We start from the raw sequence: 16492 nt of genomic DNA on the forward strand, positions 1-16492 counted from the left end.
GGGTGCCGCCGATGGCGCGGGCGGCCTCGCGCGCCTCCGCCTCGTCCTCGCTCGACACGATGATCGCGGCCCAGCGGCCGAAGGGCGGGGCGCCCGCATCGCGCCGCGCCTCGGTTTCGGCTTCGTAGAAAGCATCGCGGTCGCCCGCCGCCAGCGCGGCGATGACGGGCGCATCGGGGTGCCGCGTCTGGATCAGCACCGCGCCCGGTTTCGCCCCGCGCCCGGCGCGCCCGGCAACCTGTGCGACCTGCTGATAGGTGCGCTCGGCGGCGCGAAGATCGCCGCCTTCGAGGCCCAGATCGGCATCGACGACGCCGACCAGCGTCAGTTCGGGGAAATGGAACCCCTTGGTTACCAGTTGCGTGCCGACGATCACGTCGATCGCCCCCGCCTCGGCCTCGGCCACGAAGCGGGCGGCCTTTTCCGGCGCGTTCAGCGTGTCCGATGTCACCAGTGCGACGCGGGCATCGGGCAGGATCTCCGCGACCTCGTCCGCGATGCGCTCCACTCCCGGCCCGCAGGCGACGAGGCAATCGGGTTCGCCGCATTCGGGGCAGACCGGCGGCGGCGGGGTTTCGTGGCCGCAATGGTGGCAGGCCAGCCGCTGGCTCAAGCGATGCTCCACGAGCCACGCGGTGCAGTTGGGGCACTGGAAGCGATAGCCGCAATGGCGGCACAGGGTGAGGGGCGCATAGCCGCGGCGGTTGAGGAACAGCAGCGACTGTTCGCCGCGCGCCAGCCGTTCCTTCATCTCCTCCACCAGGCGCGGTGCCAGCCAGCGGCCCCGTTCGGGCACTTCCTTCGTCAGATCTACGATGTCGATATCGGGCATGCTGGCCCCGCCGAAGCGGCTGGGCAGATCGAGCTTTTCGTAGATGCCGCTTTCCGCCATCTGCAGGCTTTCCAGCGCGGGCGTCGCGCTGGCGAGGATGACGGGGATCTGCTCGAACCGCGCGCGCATCACGGCGACATCGCGGGCGTTGTAACGCACGCCGTCATCCTGCTTGAAGCTGACCTCATGCGCTTCGTCGACGACGATCAGGCCGAGGCTGCGGAAGGGCAGGAACAAGGCGGACCTTGCGCCCACCACCACCTGCGCGCCGCCATTTCGCGGCCCTTCGGCAATGGCGCGCCAGGCGCGGCGGCGTTCGGTGCTCTTCAGCGCGCTGTGCCAGACGACAGGCGCCGCGCCGAAGCGTTCCTCGAAGCGGCGCAGGAAATTCTCGGTCAGGGCGATTTCCGGCAGCAGCACCAGCACCTGCCGCCCCGCGCGCAGCGCCGCCGCCATGGGTTCGAAATAGGTTTCCGTCTTGCCCGATCCGGTCACGCCGTCGAGCAGGAAGGGCGCGAAGCGTTCCTCCTGCACGGCAGCGACGATCCGGTCCGCCACTTCCTGCTGCACGGGGTTCAGCACCGGCTGCGCGAAGTCAGCCACGGCAGCGGGATAGGGGCGGTCGCAATCGACCGTGACCTGCTCCAGCACGCCCTGGCTGACGAGGCCGCGCAGCACACCCTCGGAGACGCCCGCACTATCGGCCAGTTCGCGAATAGTGGCCTGTTCGCCTTCCAGCCGCTCCATCGCGCGTTCCCGCTGCGGTGTCATGCGTTCGGGCATGCCGCCCGACAGGCGGTATTCGGTCATGGTGGCCGGGCCGCGCAATGCGCCGCCGCTCGACAGCGCCATCCGCGCCACATGGGACAAGGGCGCGCAATAATAATCCGCCGTCCATTCGATCAGACGGCGCAGGCTGGCACGGATCGGCGGCACCGGCAGCACCCCCAGCAGCGGGCGCAGCTTGGCATCCGGAACCGGGTTCGCCGGCAGATGTTCTTCTTCCCAGACGATGCCGGTGATCTGCCGGGGGCCGAGCGGGGCCATGACGATCGAGCCCGGCTCCACCGCCATGCCGTCCGGCACACGGTAGTCCAGCGCGCCGAGCGCGGCATTGAAAACGAGGCATCGGGCGCGGTTCATCTTGCCGCTCCTATATGGCCCCATACGGCAATGCCAGAGCATGGCCGACAAGGGCAGAGCCTGCCGGGAGGATGAATATAATGACCCAAGCGATCAACTCACCCGCGACGAATACGGTTCAGCAGCAGCTTGGGCGACGCAATTTCATCGGCCGGATGGGCGGCGCCATCGGTATCGGCGGGCTGATGCTGCTGCCGGGCTGCACCAGCCTCGGCAACCAGAGGTTCACGCTGACCGATGCGATCCGCCAGATGCTCTATCTCTCCAGCGAGCGTGCCTTCGCCCGGCTGACCGCGCCCGGCGGCTATTGGGACGATCAGGTCCGCACCATCGGCCTTGGCAATATCCTCGGCACGCGCGGCGATGTGCTGTCGAATATTCTCACCTCCGCCCTGTTCCGCGACCGGCTGAACCGCGCCTTTGCCGATATCGCCATCGAAGGGGCCGCGCGCGCCGCGCCGCTGGTGGCGGACGCGGTGCGGGTTGTCGGCTTCCGGAACGCCGTCGACCTCGTGCGCGGCGGGCCTACCGCAGCGACATCCTTCCTGCGGCAGGAAATGGGCGGCGCGCTGGTGCAGGCGATGGTGCCGGAACTCGCCCGCGCCATGCGGGTGGCGGAAGATCCGCTGGTGGGTCAGACGCTCACGGCGCTGACCGGCGTGGATGTCGGACGGCTCGCGAACACCTTCTCCACCCGCGTCAACGATACGATCTGGCAGGAAATCGGGCGCGAGGAAGCGGCCATCCGCCGCGATCCGGCGTCCACGCGCGACCCGCTGCTGATCGGTGTGTTCGGTGCCAATGCGCGGCTGGACGCGGCCTATTGATCGCGTCCGGACCGCGCCCCCGCCTCTAGCCGCCGCCGCCCCGCGCGGCTAAGGACACGAGGGAATCACCCGTTACGAAAGCGCCTTCCGCCATGAAATTCTTCGCCGATACCGCCGAGATCGATGCCATCCGCGAACTGGCCGCCACCGGCCTGCTCGACGGGGTGACGACCAATCCGTCGCTCATCCACAAATCGGGCCGCGATTTCATGGAAGTGACGAAGGAAATCTGCGGGCTGACGGACGGGCCGGTCAGCGCCGAGGTCGTGGCGCTGGATCACGAAAGCATGATGCGCGAGGCAGAGGTGCTGCGGAAGATCGCGGATAATGTCTGCATCAAGGTGCCGCTCACCATCGACGGGCTGAAGACCTGCAAGGCGTTGACCGGGGATGGCACGATGGTGAATGTCACCCTGTGCTTTTCCGCCAATCAGGCGCTGCTGGCCGCCAAGGCCGGGGCGACGTTCATTTCGCCTTTCGTGGGCCGCCACGACGACAATGGCTTCGACGGGATGGATCTGATCCGCGACATTCGCCTGATCTACGATAATTACGCCTTCGAAACCGAGATCCTGGTCGCCAGCGTGCGCCATGCGGGTCACGTGCTGGAAAGCGCGCGCATCGGGGCCGATGTCGCCACCATGCCGCCGGGCGTCATCCTGTCCCTCGCCAATCATGTCCTGACGGACAAGGGGATCGAGGGGTTCCTGGCCGATTGGGAAAAGACCGGCCAGTCGATCGTCTGATCCGCCTTGGCCGACGAATCCCCTCTCGACCTGTTCAAGCGTGCGCTGACCGGCGCGAGCCGCGCCCTTGCGAACGAGCCCGAGGTGGAGGTGGCGTGGAGCGCCGACAGTCCCGCCGCCACCGGCAAGAGCTTCCGCGTGCCGCTGCCGGGCCGCAACCTTCCGCCCGACCAGGCGCGGGAGGCGCGGGGCTTCGCCGACAGTTTCGCCTTGCGCCTGCGCCATCACGACGACGCCCTGCACCGCAGCGGCGCACCTGCCGAACCCGTCGCCCGCGCGGTCTATGACGCGGTGGAGCAGGTCCGTTACGAGGCGCTGGGCACCCGCGACTATGCCGGTATCCGCGACAATCTGGATGCCGCGACCCAGCTTCGCACCGCGTCCGACCCCATCGCCCGCGCGCGCGAGGCGGATGACGTGCCGCTGCAAAGCGCCCTGTCGCTGATGCTGCGCGAGGCGCTGACCGGCCAGGAGGTGCCCGAACGCGCCCGCGCCGGAGTCGATCTCGTGCGCGAGTTCATCTCGCAAAAGGCGGGCGCCGATTTCGACACTCTGGCCAATTCGCTGGACGACCAGAAGGCGTTCCAGACCTTGACGCTCGACATGCTCCGCAACCTCGACCTCACGCGCCCGCAGGATGCGCCCGAACCCGACGAAGGGGACGAGGATGCCGATGAGGAAGGACAGGACGAGAACGAGGAAGAAAGCGGCGACGACCAGGCCGAAGGCGACCCGAATACCGCCGAGATGGCCGGCGAACGCGGCGAAGGCGACGACGCCGGCGAAGCGGAAACCGAACAATCCGCCGACGAGGAAATGGGCGAGGGCGACCCATCGGACGAAGGCGAGGAAGGCATGATGCCGGTCCGCCCCAATCGCAGCTGGACCGACATTCCCGACGGTTTCGAATATACCGCCTATACCGAGAAGTTCGACGAAATCGCGATGGCGGACGAGCTGTGCGATGCCGAGGAACTGGACCGGCTGCGGACCTATCTCGACAGCCAGTTGCAAGGTTTGCAGGGCGTGGTCACGCGCCTCGCCAATCGCTTGCAGCGCCGCCTGATGGCGCAGCAGAACCGTAGCTGGGATTTCGATCAGGAAGAAGGCCTGCTCGATGCCGCGCGGCTGGCGCGCGTCGTCGTGTCGCCCGGCCATTCGCTGTCCTACAAATCCGAACGCGAGCAGGAATTCAAGGACACGGTCGTCACCTTGCTGATCGACAATTCCGGATCGATGCGCGGGCGGCCGATTTCCATCGCCGCGATCAGCGCCGACATCATGGCCCGCACGCTGGAACGCTGCGGGGTAAAGACCGAGATCCTGGGTTTCACCACCCGCGCGTGGAAAGGCGGGCAGAGCCGCGAGGCGTGGCTCGCCGATGGCAAGCCGCCAGCGCCGGGACGGCTCAACGATCTAAGGCACATCATCTACAAGAAGGCCGACGAACCGTGGCGCCGCGCGCGCCGCAACCTCGGCCTGATGATGCGCGAAGGGCTGCTGAAGGAAAATATCGACGGCGAGGCGCTGCTGTGGGCGCATAATCGCCTGATCGGACGGCCCGAGGTGCGCCGCATCCTCATGGTCATTTCCGACGGTGCGCCGGTCGATGATTCCACCCTCAGCGTCAACAGCGCGGGCTATCTCGAACAGCATCTTCGCAGGGTGATCGACTGGATCGAGAAGCAGAGCCCGGTCCAGCTGGTCGCCATCGGCATCGGCCATGACGTGACCCGCTATTACAGGCGCGCCGTCACCATCATGGACGTGGAGCAACTGGGCGGCGTCATCGTCGAACAGCTCGCCGGACTGTTCGAAGGGGAAGACTGACATGGATGTAACCACCGCGGTCGAAACGCGCCGCTCGATCCGCAATTTCACCGACCGTCCGGTGCCTGCCGAAACGCTGAAGCGAGTGCTCGATACGGCGCAGCGGAGCCCCAGCGGCGGCAATACGCAGCCCTGGCACGGCATCGTGCTGACCGGCGAACCGCTGGCGGACCTCACCCGCGAGGTGCTGAAGCTGGCGGCGGAACATCCGGCGGGCGACGGTGCGGAATATGACATCTACCCTGCGGGACTGGAGGGGCGGCACGAGGAACAACGCCGGGCCGTCGGGCGCGAGATGTTCGACGCCATCGGTCTGGCTCGCGATGACAAGGCCGGGCGCATGGCGCAGATGGCGAAGAATTTCCGCAGCTTCGGCGCGCCGGTGCAATTGTTCACCTATACCCGCAAATATATGGGCCCGCCGCAATGGTCCGACATGGGCATGTGGCTGCAGACGGTGATGCTGCTGCTGCGCGAGGAAGGGCTGGATTCGTGCCCGCAGGAAATCTGGGCGATGTATGGCACGCATATGAAGCGCCTGCTCGGCATCGACGACGATCACATCTTCTTCTGCGGCATGGCCATCGGCTATCGCGATGCAGACCACGCCATCAACAATTTCGCCGTGCCGCGCGTATCGCTGGAAGAGGCGGTCGACTTCCGCGGCTTCTGACACGCTCTCGCGCTTGACCCGGGGCGGGCTGCACGGGCAAGGCTGGTCGCGATGAATGCACCAGATGATCCTTGCGAACTGCGCCTGTTCAACTCGCTCACTCGCAAGGTGGAAACCTTCAGGTCTGTCCATCCGGGCGAGGCGCGGATCTATAGCTGCGGGCCGACGGTCTACAACTACCCGCATATCGGCAATATGCGTGCCTATGTCTTCGCCGATGTGCTGGGCCGCACGCTGACTTGGTGCGGCTATGATCTGACCCATGTCATCAACATCACCGATGTCGGCCATCTGACGGATGACGGCGACACGGGCGAGGACAAGCTGGAAAAGGCCGCCGCCGGTTCGGAACGGTCCATCTGGGACATCGCCCGCCATTTTACGCAGGCCTATTGGGACGATGTGAAGGCGCTGAACATTCGCCAGCCCGCGCATTGGTCCATCGCCACCGACTATGTGCCGGCGATGATCGATTTCGCGCAGAATATCGCCGCCGACCATTGCTACGAGCTGGAAGGCGGCCTTTATTTCGACACCTCCAGCGTCGCGCATTACGGTGCGCTGGCACGTTCTGTGACGCAGGAAGACGGACAGGAGACGCGCGGCCGCATCGCCCAGGTGTCGGGCAAGCGCAACGCGGCCGATTTCGCCATCTGGCGCAGGACTCCCGAAGGCGAGAGCCGCCAGATGGAGTGGGATTCCCCCTGGGGCCGCGGCGCGCCGGGATGGCATCTGGAATGTTCGGTCATGGGCGAGAAACTGCTCGGCTTCCCCTTCGACATCCACACCGGCGGCATCGACCATCGCGAAATCCACCACCCGAACGAGATCGCGCAGAACCAGGCCTTCTGCGGCAGCGATGCCTCGGGCGCGAATATCTGGATGCACAATAATTTCCTGGTCGACAGAACGGGCAAGATGAGCAAATCCTCGGGCGAATTCCTGCGCCTGCCATTGCTGATCGAGAAGGGCTATCACCCGCTCGCCTACCGCATGATGTGCCTGCAGGCGCATTATCGCAGCGAGCTGGAATTCAGCTGGGATGGTTTGCACGCTGCGCTGACGCGGCTGAAACGGCTGCTGATCGCGGCCGAACGCCTGCGCGATGTCGATGAAGGCGATGCGGACGATGCAAGGCTGCAACCGTTCCGCGACCGCTTCGCCGCCGCCATCGCAGACGATCTCAACACGCCCAAATCCCTTACCGCGCTGGAGGATGCGCTGGCCGCCAAGAAAGTGGACACCGGGGCGAAACGCGCGCTGGTTGCGCGGATGGACGATGTGCTGGGCCTCGGCCTGCTGACGCTCGCCCGCAGCGATCTGCGGATCAGGCCGAAGGATGCAGCGGCGAGCGAGGACGCGGTGGCGGAAAAGCTCGCCGCGCGTGAGCAGGCGCGGGCGGCCAGGGATTTTGCCAGGTCCGACGCCCTGCGCGGCGACCTTGCCGCCATGGGCGTGGAAGTCATGGATGGCGACCCGCTGGGATGGGAATGGAAATTATGAGCGACGCGAAACCGGTCACCGTCCTGTCCGCCATGGTGCGGCCCGCGTTGGAACCGCATCTGCCGGAAGGGCTTGACGTGCGCTGGTTCGCTTCCACAGAGGAAATGCTGGCGCTGGCGCCCGGCGCCGAGATCGGCTGGTTCGACTCCAATGACAAGACGCCGATGGCCGCTGCGGTCAAGGCGGCGACCCGGTTGAAGTGGCTGAATTCCATCTATGCCGGGCTGGATTTCCTGCCGCTCGACCTGCTGGCGCAGCGCCAGGTGGTGGTCACCAATGGCGCGGGCATCAACGCCATCACCATCGCCGAATATGTCGTCATGCTGATGCTGGCGCAGGCCAAGGGCTATGCCGATGTGGTGCGGGCGCAGGACCGGAAGGAATGGCTGATGGATTCGCCGGGCAAGAAGGAACTCGCCGGAAGCCGCGCCCTTTTGCTCGGCATGGGCGCCATCGGCAGGCTGGTGAAGACCCGGCTGGAGGCCTTCGGCGTGGAAGTCGTGCCGGTGCGCCGGACCGCTGCCGAAGGCGCGCTGGGGCCGGACGAATGGCGCGGGAAACTGGGAGAGTTCGACTGGATCATCCTGGCCGTGCCCGCCACGCCGGAAACAGACGGGATGATCGGCAGCGACGAGCTTGCGGCGATGAAGACGGACGCCGTTCTCGTCAATATCGCGCGCGGCAGCGTGGTCGATCAGCACGCGCTGGTGCGGGCGCTGCAAGGCAGGGAAATCGGCGGGGCGCTGCTCGACGTGACCACGCCGGAACCGCTGCCCACGAACCACCCGCTGTGGGATCTCGACAATGCGCAGATCACCATGCATCTGTCCGGCCGCGCGCAGGACAGGATGTTCCAGCGTTCGGCGCAGCGCTTTCTCGACAATCTGCAATCCTACCTTGCGGGCGGGGAGGTCGGCCCCCGCTTCGACCCTGCCCTGGGTTACTGACCGGCGATGCGGATCACCCGTCGTTCAGCATCAGCACCTCGACGCTCACCTCCAGACGCGGGACGGGCAGCAGCGTGTGATCGACGCTGGTGACATTCGCCTCCGCCACGATCTGCCCGCGAATGCCGAATTCGTGATCGGAGAGACAGGCGACGAACTCCTCGCCCGCTGCAACCGCTTCCACGCCGTCGAACACCAGCTCCACGCTATGCCGCGCCCCGGCGAAAGTGATGCTGGCCCATGCGCGCTCCGAATGGCGAGTGATGGAGCCGTGGCGCTGTGCCAGCGCCATCAGTGCATCGCGCAGATGTTCGGCCGGTCCGCGCCGCATCTTGCGCGGCGGGGCGATGGCACCGTCTGCTTGATGGTCCTGCTGATCCCGAAAATGTGACTTGCGTTCAATCTTCACGGCGGTTCTCCCGATATCTGTTCATGAAATGTTCCACCCGTTCTTCCGTGGCGGAACGGGGTGTGCGTCCGTTTCGTAAGTCCAGTACGAAACGTGGATCATGTGTCGCCAGCCGCCCGAACTTCGTCGCCGGCATATCGGTTTCGCGCAGGAATTTTTCGATATGACGTATCAGCATTGGACCCTTCCGGCGGCTGTTCATTCAAGGCGGCCACCCGCCTCGATTCGTGTTGATGAAGGTTGTGGTCGCCGTTCAAATCCTACTTGTCTAGGAAAAATACATCATGTAGGAAGAGGCCATGAACACTGCTTCGGATCATCAGGACGGGGTCAGGACGCCGGACCAGGGGCGGGCCGAACTGCTGCGCCTTGCGGGTGAACACAACGCCAGCCTTTCGGCATTGTCGCGGCTGATCGGGCGTAATAACAGCTATTTGCAGCAATATGTTCGCAAGGGCAGCCCGCGCAAGCTGGAGGAGGAGGACCGCCATGTCCTGGCGCAATTCTTCGGGGTGCCCGAATCGCTCCTGCGGGATGCGGAGGAAAAGTCCTTCGATCGTGCAGCAGGCAACGGCGCTGCCTTGGCGAAGCTGCCGAGGGAAGGGTGGGTGGACATCCCGCGCCTGCCGCTCGGCGCGTCCGCCGGGCCGGGTGCTTTCGGCGCGAATGAAGCGCCGTTCGACAGCTTCCGCTTTTCCGCCGACTGGCTGCGGCGCAACGGCCTCGCCAATGCGCGCCTTTCCGCCATCGCGGTGCAGGGCGACAGCATGGTGCCGGTGCTGTCGGACGGTGACGAGATCCTGGTGGATACCGCGCAGACAGCCTTGCGCGACGGTATTCATGTCGTCCGCCTCGACGATATGCTGATGGTGAAACGCCTGGCGCAAGGTAAGCCGGGGCGGATCACCCTGCTGAGCGAGAACCCGGTCTATCCGCCGGTAGAAATATCGACGGAGGATCTGACCATCGTCGGCCGCGTGGTCTGGAAATCGGGCCGGCTCTGAACCATTTGCAAAACGCCGCCGCAGACGCCACATCTGCCCGCATGACAACGCAGACAACATCTTCCGCCGACGAGCCTGAATCCCCAACCGGCAAGCCCATGCGCGCGGCGATCATGCCGGTGACGCCGCTGCAGCAGAATTGCTCGCTGATCTGGTGCACGCAGACGATGCGCGGGGCGCTGATCGACCCTGGCGGCGACCTGCCCAAACTGAAGGCCGGGGTGGAAAAATCCGGCGTGACGCTGGAGAAGATCCTGGTCACACACGGCCACATGGATCATTGCGGGGAAGCCGGAGTGCTCGCCGAAGAACTCGGCCTGCCGATCGAAGGCCCGCATGAAGCCGACCGCTTCTGGATTGCGCGGCTGGAGGAGGATGGCAAGCGTTACGGCATGAACAGCCGCAGTTTCGAACCCGACCGCTGGCTGGTGGATGGCGACACGGTGACGGTCGGCGCGCTCACTCTCGACGTGATCCACTGCCCCGGCCACACGCCGGGCCATGTCATCTTCCATCATGCACCCAGCAATTTCGCGATCGTGGGCGACGTATTGTTCCAGGGCAGCATCGGCCGCACCGATTTTCCCATGGGCAATCACCAGGATCTGCTGGATGCCATCACCGGCAAATTATGGCCGCTGGGCGATGACACCACCTTCATTCCGGGGCACGGCCCCACCAGCACCTTCGGGCAGGAACGCAAGACCAATGCCTTCGTCAGCGATTCCGCGCTCGGCAGGTAGACTGCTCGCTGCGTATCCTCAGGCGGCTGCCAGCACCGCGCCGGTGGCGACGCCCGCCAGCCAGAGAGCGGTGACCATCGAGACGATCGTGCCGATCATGCGGCCCGTCGCCCATCTGCCGCCGTCCATGCCCAGCGCATGGGCGATGCGTCCCGCGATATAGATCGCGGCGACGATCGGGAGCCACCAGCTGCCGAGTTCGGCCAGTTCGATCGCCGCGATCAGCACGAGGACGATCGGCGTGTTCTCGATGAAATTCGCCTGTGCGCGCATTCGCCGCTCCAGCAGCTCGTTCCCGCCGTCGCCGACATGGATATTATTCGCCCGCCGCACCGCGCCGATGCGGATCATCAGCCAGACATTCAGCAGCGCTGCTGCGGCGGCGGAGGCAAGGGTGACGGTCAGGAACATGCAATGATCTTTCTATCGGTGAGCCGCCCTGCGCGGTCGGCTTCGCGGCAAGCACGTGCCGTTACGGGCGCGGCGGGGCGCTTGCAAGCTGCGTCCAAGAGTGTATAGGCGGCGCCTTCCCCGTGAAAGCCGGGCTGTCCGTCATGCGCATCACCTGCGCGGGTGGCCTGCCCGGGACTCGAAGCGGCCCCGTAACGCCCAGAAATTCAAGGAACAGGTGCCTCCATGGCTGTCCCTAAAAGAAAAGTTTCCCCGCATCGCCGCGGCAATCGCCGCTCGCATGATTCGCTGAAGGTCGAAGCCTTCCACGAATGCGGCAATTGCGGCGATCTCAAGCGCCCGCACAACCTCTGCCCGCATTGCGGCCACTACAACGGCCGCGAAATCGTCGCCGTCGGACTCTGATTCCCAAGTTTTGCCGGAGAAAGCCATGAATTTGCCGCGTATCGCCATAGACGCGATGGGCGGTGATGAAGGCGTGCGCGTGATGATCGAAGGTGCGGCCATCGCGCGTCGCCGGCATGACCGTTTCAAATTCCTGCTGGTCGGCGATGAAACCCGCATCGCCCGCGCGCTGGAAAATCACCCCGGCATGGCGGGCGCGTCGGAAGTGCTGCACGCGACCGACGTTGTCGGCGGTGAGGAGAAACCGACGCAGGCGCTGCGCCGGGCGAAGACCACCAGCATGGGCATGGCCGTCAATGCGGTGAAGCGCGGCGAGGCCGGTGCGGCGGTCAGCGCCGGCAACACCGGCGCGCTGATGGCGATGAGCAAGCTGGCCCTGCGCACGATGCCCGGCATCGACCGGCCCGCTCTGGCCGCGCTGCTGCCGACGCTGGAGGAGCATGACGTCATCATGCTCGACCTCGGCGCCAATACCGATTGCGATGCACGCAACCTGGTGCAGTTCGCCATCATGGGCGCCGCCTATGCGCGGTCGGTCGGCATCCGCGCGATTCCCCGCGTGCGCCTGCTCAACATCGGCACGGAAGAGATCAAGGGCACCGATCAGCTGCAGCAGGCCGCTGCCACATTGCGCGGCGCGCAAGGGCTGGATTTCAGTTTCGACGGCTTCGTCGAGGCGGACAAGATCAACCGCGGCGATGTCGACGTGGTGGTATCCGACGGTTTTTCCGGCAATATCGCGCTGAAGGCGATCGAGGGCGCCGCCCGCTTCGTGACCGATCTGCTGAAGGACGCATTCCGATCCTCGGTCCGCTCGAAGATCGGCTTTCTCATCTCGCGCCCGGCAACAGAATTGCTGCGGCACCACCTCGATCCCAACAATCACAATGGTGCGGTCTTCCTCGGCCTGAACGGCGTCGTCGTGAAGAGCCACGGCAGCGCCACCGCCGATGGCGTCGCTCATGCTGTCGCCGTCGCGGCCAAGCTGCTGGAGAACGATCTGACCCAGCGCATCTCCGCCGACCTTGCCGAACTGGGCGAGGAACGGCTGCGAACCCGGCAAGACGGCGGCGCATGATCCGTTCCGTCATTCGCGGCAGCGGTTCGGCGCTTCCGGCCAGGGCGGTGAGCAATGCCGAACTGGCTGAAACCGTCGATACCAGCGATGCATGGATCGCCGAACGCACCGGCATCCGCAACCGCTATATCGCGGGCGAGGGGGAGACGACCGCCACCCTGGCAACCGACGCGGCCCGGCGCGCACTTGCCGCAGCGGGGATCGACGCGGCCGAGGTCGATCTGATCGTGCTGGCAACCGCCACGCCTGACAATACCTTCCCCGCCACCGCCACCCAGGTCCAGCATGCGCTGGGTTGCAACGGCGGCATCGCCTTCGACGTGCAGGCGGTATGTTCCGGCTTTCTCTATGCCATGGCGACGGCGGATTCGCTGCTCAAGACGGGCATGGCGAAATGCGCGCTGGTGATCGGCGCGGAAACCTTCAGCCGCATCCTCGACTGGGATGACCGCGGCACCTGCGTCCTGTTCGGCGACGGGGCGGGGGCCATCGTCCTGACGGCGGAGCATATCGCAGAGACAGATGCCGCGCAGGCGCAGGGCATCATCGCGTCCCGCCTGCATGCGGATGGGGCGCATTCCGAACTGCTGTATGTCGATGGCGGCCCGTCCAGCACCGGAACCGTGGGCAAGCTGCGAATGAAGGGCCGGGAAGTGTTTCGCCACGCAGTCGTCAATCTGGCGGATGTGCTGAAGGAAGTGCTGGACGCTGCCGGCCTCGCGCCCGGCGATATCGACTGGGTGGTGCCGCATCAGGCCAATGCCCGTATCCTCGACGCCACGGCGCGCAAGCTGGGTCTGCCGGCGGAAAAGATGATCGTCACCGTCGACCAGCATGCCAACACCTCCGCCGCGTCGGTGCCGCTCGCCTTCGACACGGCAACGCGTGACGGGCGGATCGGGCCGGGCGATCTGGTGATGTTCGAAGCCATGGGCGGCGGTTTCACCTGGGGTGCCAGCCTGGTGCGGATCTGACCGGGCGGGCACCGGCGGCCGCAGTAGATTCGCAGCCTTTCTCGCAGGATACTTGCTTCGCTGCCGATACGCTCCTAGCTTGATAAAGATTATAAACGGCGCATTTGCAGGACAGGTTGAGAAATGGAATGACGGAATCGGCTGGTACGCTCACCCGCGCTGATCTTGCGGAAACGATGCACCGGCGCATGGGTCTTTCCCGTGCCGAAAGCCTGGAACTCGTTGGATCGTTGCTCACCCACATGTGCGAAGCGCTGTCGAAGGGGGAGAATGTGAAAGTTTCCGGCTTCGGCAGCTTCATCCTGCGCGACAAGGCGGAACGGATCGGCCGCAATCCGAAGACCGGGGTGGAAGTGCCGATCACCTCGCGCCGCGTGCTGACCTTCCGCGCCAGCCAGCTGCTGAAGCAGCGTATCGGCGCTGCCTCCTGATGGCGGAACCGGGCGAACGCACGCTGTTCGACGATGGCAAGGACGAAGGCGCGCTGCGGACAATTGGCGAGGTTGCCAGGGCGCTGTCGCTGAAAACCCATGTCCTGCGCTATTGGGAAGAACAGTTTCCGCAGCTGGAACCGCTGAAACGCAGCGGCGGGAGGCGCTATTACCGGCCGCAGGACGTGGCGCTGCTGCAGCGGATCGACAGCCTGGTGAACCGCCAGGGATACACGCTGAAAGGTGCGAAAGCGGCGCTGGAAGATGAAACGCGCGATGACGAGACGCTCGATAACGAGACTGGGCCGCCAACCGAAATTGCAGCGGATGTCACGGCCGCCGGCGCGGATTTGATCCGGCAGCTGAAATCCATTCGCGGCCGGCTGGCCGCCGCTCTGGCGGAGTAGCCGGACGCAAGAGCGCGCCTATTCCGCCGCCAGCATCCCTTCCGCCGCCGCCAGATCGACGCTGACGAGGCGCGACACGCCCTTCTCCGCCATGGTCACGCCGAACAGTCGGTGCATCCGGCTCATCGTTACGGCATTGTGAGTGACGATCAGGTAACGCGTCGCCGTTTCCGCCGTCATCTTTTCCAGCAGGTTGCAGAATCGGTCGATATTGGCATCGTCCAGCGGCGCATCCACTTCGTCCAGCACGCAGATCGGCGCAGGATTGGTGAGGAACAGGGCGAAGATCAGCGCGATGGCCGTCAGCGCCTGTTCGCCGCCGGACAGCAGGGTGAGCGATTGCAGGCGCTTGCCGGGTGGCTGGGCATAGATTTCCAGCCCCGCCTGCAACGGATCGTCGCTGTCGACCAGCGCCAGATGCGCGCTGCCGCCTTCGAACAGGCGCGTGAACAGCCGCCGGAAATGGGTGTCCACTTCCTCGAAAGCGGCGCGCAGGCGTTCGCGCCCCTCCCGGTTGAGATTGCCGATCGACCCGCGCAGCCGGTTGACCGCTTCGGTGAGTTCCGCCTGCTCCTGCGCGCTGGAGCCCTGCTCCGTTTGCAGGTCCTGCAATTCCTGCGCCGCGACCAGATTGACGGGGCCGATGCGCTCGCGGCTGGCGGCGAGGCGATCCATTTCCGCCGATTCGGCAGCGGCCTCCTTTACGTCAGCTTCGGCGAAATCGAACTTGCCGGGCAGCATCGGCGGCGGGCACTGGAATCTCTCGCCGGAAATGCGCCCCATCTCGATGCGGCGGGATTCGTGCCCTTCCGCCTTGGCCGCAAGGCTCGCCCGCTCCTCGCGCAGGGTCGCCAGATTTTCGGCGATCCGCTGCGCCGCGCCCTGCATTTCCGCAGCCTCCCCTTCGGCAGCGGCGAGGGTGCCCTCTGCCTTCGTGCGTTCGCGTTGCAGGCGCTCGCCCGTCTCTTTCCCTTCCGCGATCTGCCGCTCCAGCCCTTCCGGTTTCCCCGCAAGGACGGAATGTTCTTCCTCGATATCGACCAGACGTCTGGCCATTTCCGCCAGGCGCTTCGCCGCATCGCCGCCGCGCGCCCGCCATCCCGCGATGTCCGAACGCCGCACGGCAAGCCGTTCGCGGGTGACGGCCAGCGACTGGTCGTGGCTCGCCAGGTCGGCCATGGCGGTCTGCAAAGTGCCGCGCGCAGCTTCGTGAGCGCGACGTAATTGCTCCAGCGCTTCGCGCCCGGCAGCCGGGTCGGCCAGGCTTTCGAGGTGAGCGCGGGCGGAGGCACAATCATCCTTCGCCTGCGAATGACGCAACGAGAGGCTTGCCGCATTTCGCGCGCATTCGTGCCGCCGTGCGGCTTGTCGTTCGGCCTCCGCCTCGGCCCGGTCGAGCAGGCGCAAAGCTTGCCGCTCGGCCTCGTCCGCCTGTTGCAGCAGCCGTTCTGCCGCCGCTTCCTCCCGGCCATGCGCGTGCAGAGCCTGTTCTGCCCGTTCCGCCGCGGCCGTGGCGGTCTCGGCTGCCTTGCGCAGGGCGGGTAGCTGCTGCTCCAGCGTAGCGAGGCGATTGTCTGCCTCCATCTGCAGGGCTTCGGCACTGCCGTCCCCGCGCGCGACGAAACCGTCCCAGCGGCGCAGCGCCCCACCCCGCGTGACCAGCCATTCACCGTGGTTCAGCGGCCTGCCATCGTCCGCCGATGCAACGCGGATCATGCCGAGGCGCGCTCGTAATTCCGGCGGACAGGCGGTGGTATGCGCGAGCAGATTGCCGGGGAGGGCGCTGTCTTTCCCGGCCTCGCCGGTCCCCGTCCAGAAGCGCCCGTCGGCATCGTCGCCGGGCGAGCCGAGCAGCGCCCTCGCATCGCGGCCAAGGGCGGCGGCAAGCGCCTTTTCGTAACCGGGTTCGGCGCGAATGGCGTCGATGGCGCGTTTTGCGCCGGGATCCGCTTTCGACCGCTTGCTTCGCGCGCTACGGTCGCGCTGCAGGGCGGAAGCCTCGCGTTCATGACCCGCCAGTTCGGCACGCGCGGCGGCCTGTTCCGCTGCTGCGGCATCGCGGCTGGCGGCCAGTTCGCCCTTGGCATCGCGGAGCGCCTGCAGCGCCTCGCGCTTTGCCGCCAGCGCCG

At 65.9% G+C, this 16492-nt stretch carries 18 protein-coding genes; 13 read left to right on the forward strand and 5 right to left on the reverse strand.

What is annotated here, in order from left to right; translation table 11 throughout:
* The coding region (locus tag HG250_RS04810; RefSeq protein WP_170003247.1) for a primosomal protein N' at positions 1–1975 on the reverse strand (1975 nt) is incomplete at its 3' end.
* An 80-nt stretch (positions 1976–2055) separates the two neighbouring features.
* On the opposite strand from HG250_RS04810, the gene HG250_RS04815 reads away from it, so the two are divergent.
* The 6 genes from HG250_RS04815 to HG250_RS04840 all read left to right on the forward strand — a co-directional run bounded on the left by HG250_RS04815 (position 2056) and on the right by HG250_RS04840 (position 8501).
* A complete protein-coding gene (locus tag HG250_RS04815) occupies positions 2056–2802 on the forward strand; it encodes a DUF4197 domain-containing protein (protein ID WP_170003249.1) in 747 nt (248 codons plus the stop codon).
* 92 nt (positions 2803–2894) lie between these two features.
* Positions 2895–3548 carry a fructose-6-phosphate aldolase gene (fsa, locus tag HG250_RS04820; RefSeq protein ID WP_170003251.1) on the forward strand — a complete coding sequence of 218 codons (654 nt, stop codon included), beginning with the start codon at positions 2895–2897 and terminating at the stop codon, positions 3546–3548.
* A gap of 6 nt (positions 3549–3554) precedes the next feature.
* Positions 3555–5378, forward strand: a complete 1824-nt coding sequence (gene cobT, locus HG250_RS04825) for a cobaltochelatase subunit CobT (protein ID WP_170003253.1) — start codon at positions 3555–3557, stop codon at positions 5376–5378.
* A gap of 1 nt (position 5379) precedes the next feature.
* Positions 5380–6051, forward strand: coding sequence for a nitroreductase (locus HG250_RS04830; RefSeq protein ID WP_170003255.1), 672 nt, complete (start codon positions 5380–5382; stop codon positions 6049–6051).
* A gap of 51 nt (positions 6052–6102) precedes the next feature.
* Positions 6103–7554, forward strand: a complete 1452-nt coding sequence (gene cysS / locus HG250_RS04835; protein ID WP_170003257.1) for a cysteine--tRNA ligase — start codon at positions 6103–6105, stop codon at positions 7552–7554.
* Complete coding sequence (locus tag HG250_RS04840) at positions 7551–8501, forward strand: D-2-hydroxyacid dehydrogenase (protein WP_170003259.1); 951 nt, start codon at positions 7551–7553, stop codon at positions 8499–8501. The genes cysS and HG250_RS04840 overlap by 4 nt, the downstream gene beginning before the upstream one ends.
* Positions 8502–8514: 13 nt before the next feature.
* On the opposite strand, the gene HG250_RS04845 is transcribed toward HG250_RS04840, so the two are convergent.
* Positions 8515–8910: a hypothetical protein gene (locus HG250_RS04845; protein ID WP_338103862.1), complete on the reverse strand. Its 396-nt coding sequence runs from the start codon at positions 8908–8910 to the stop codon at positions 8515–8517.
* A complete protein-coding gene (locus HG250_RS04850; protein ID WP_170003261.1) occupies positions 8900–9088 on the reverse strand; it encodes a hypothetical protein in 189 nt (62 codons plus the stop codon). Before HG250_RS04850 ends, HG250_RS04845 begins: the two co-directional genes overlap by 11 nt.
* A gap of 121 nt (positions 9089–9209) precedes the next feature.
* Here HG250_RS04850 and HG250_RS04855 point away from each other — a divergent pair, with 121 nt between their 5' ends.
* Positions 9210–9914 carry a S24 family peptidase gene (locus HG250_RS04855; RefSeq protein WP_170003263.1) on the forward strand — a complete coding sequence of 235 codons (705 nt, stop codon included), beginning with the start codon at positions 9210–9212 and terminating at the stop codon, positions 9912–9914.
* A 98-nt stretch (positions 9915–10012) separates the two neighbouring features.
* Positions 10013–10657 (forward strand): MBL fold metallo-hydrolase, encoded by a 645-nt coding sequence (locus HG250_RS04860; RefSeq protein ID WP_170003279.1) that lies wholly within the window; start codon positions 10013–10015, stop codon positions 10655–10657.
* An 18-nt stretch (positions 10658–10675) separates the two neighbouring features.
* Here the strand turns inward: HG250_RS04860 and HG250_RS04865 are convergent, their stop codons facing one another.
* Positions 10676–11068: an MAPEG family protein gene (locus tag HG250_RS04865; protein ID WP_170003265.1), complete on the reverse strand. Its 393-nt coding sequence runs from the start codon at positions 11066–11068 to the stop codon at positions 10676–10678.
* Between the two features lie 225 nt (positions 11069–11293).
* Between HG250_RS04865 and rpmF the strand changes: the two genes are divergently transcribed.
* The 5 genes from rpmF to HG250_RS04890 all read left to right on the forward strand — a co-directional run bounded on the left by rpmF (position 11294) and on the right by HG250_RS04890 (position 14363).
* Positions 11294–11473 carry a 50S ribosomal protein L32 gene (gene rpmF / locus HG250_RS04870; protein ID WP_170003267.1) on the forward strand — a complete coding sequence of 60 codons (180 nt, stop codon included), beginning with the start codon at positions 11294–11296 and terminating at the stop codon, positions 11471–11473.
* A 25-nt stretch (positions 11474–11498) separates the two neighbouring features.
* Positions 11499–12551 carry a phosphate acyltransferase PlsX gene (gene plsX / locus HG250_RS04875; RefSeq protein WP_170003269.1) on the forward strand — a complete coding sequence of 351 codons (1053 nt, stop codon included), beginning with the start codon at positions 11499–11501 and terminating at the stop codon, positions 12549–12551.
* A complete protein-coding gene (locus HG250_RS04880) occupies positions 12548–13525 on the forward strand; it encodes a beta-ketoacyl-ACP synthase III (protein ID WP_170003271.1) in 978 nt (325 codons plus the stop codon). Before plsX ends, HG250_RS04880 begins: the two co-directional genes overlap by 4 nt.
* Before the next feature lie 128 nt (positions 13526–13653).
* The gene (locus HG250_RS04885; RefSeq protein WP_170003273.1) at positions 13654–13956 is read left to right on the forward strand and encodes an integration host factor subunit alpha; all 303 of its coding nucleotides are present in this window, start codon (positions 13654–13656) and stop codon (positions 13954–13956) included.
* Positions 13956–14363 (forward strand): MerR family transcriptional regulator, encoded by a 408-nt coding sequence (locus HG250_RS04890; RefSeq protein ID WP_170003275.1) that lies wholly within the window; start codon positions 13956–13958, stop codon positions 14361–14363. Before HG250_RS04885 ends, HG250_RS04890 begins: the two co-directional genes overlap by 1 nt.
* Before the next feature lie 18 nt (positions 14364–14381).
* Here HG250_RS04890 and HG250_RS04895 read toward each other — a convergent pair.
* Positions 14382–16492: coiled-coil domain-containing protein (locus tag HG250_RS04895; RefSeq protein ID WP_476705056.1), on the reverse strand; the 2111-nt coding region annotated here is incomplete at its 5' end.

This window comes from Pseudopontixanthobacter vadosimaris (genome assembly GCF_012979275.1).
Taxonomy (GTDB): Bacteria; Pseudomonadota; Alphaproteobacteria; order Sphingomonadales; family Sphingomonadaceae; genus Pseudopontixanthobacter; species Pseudopontixanthobacter vadosimaris.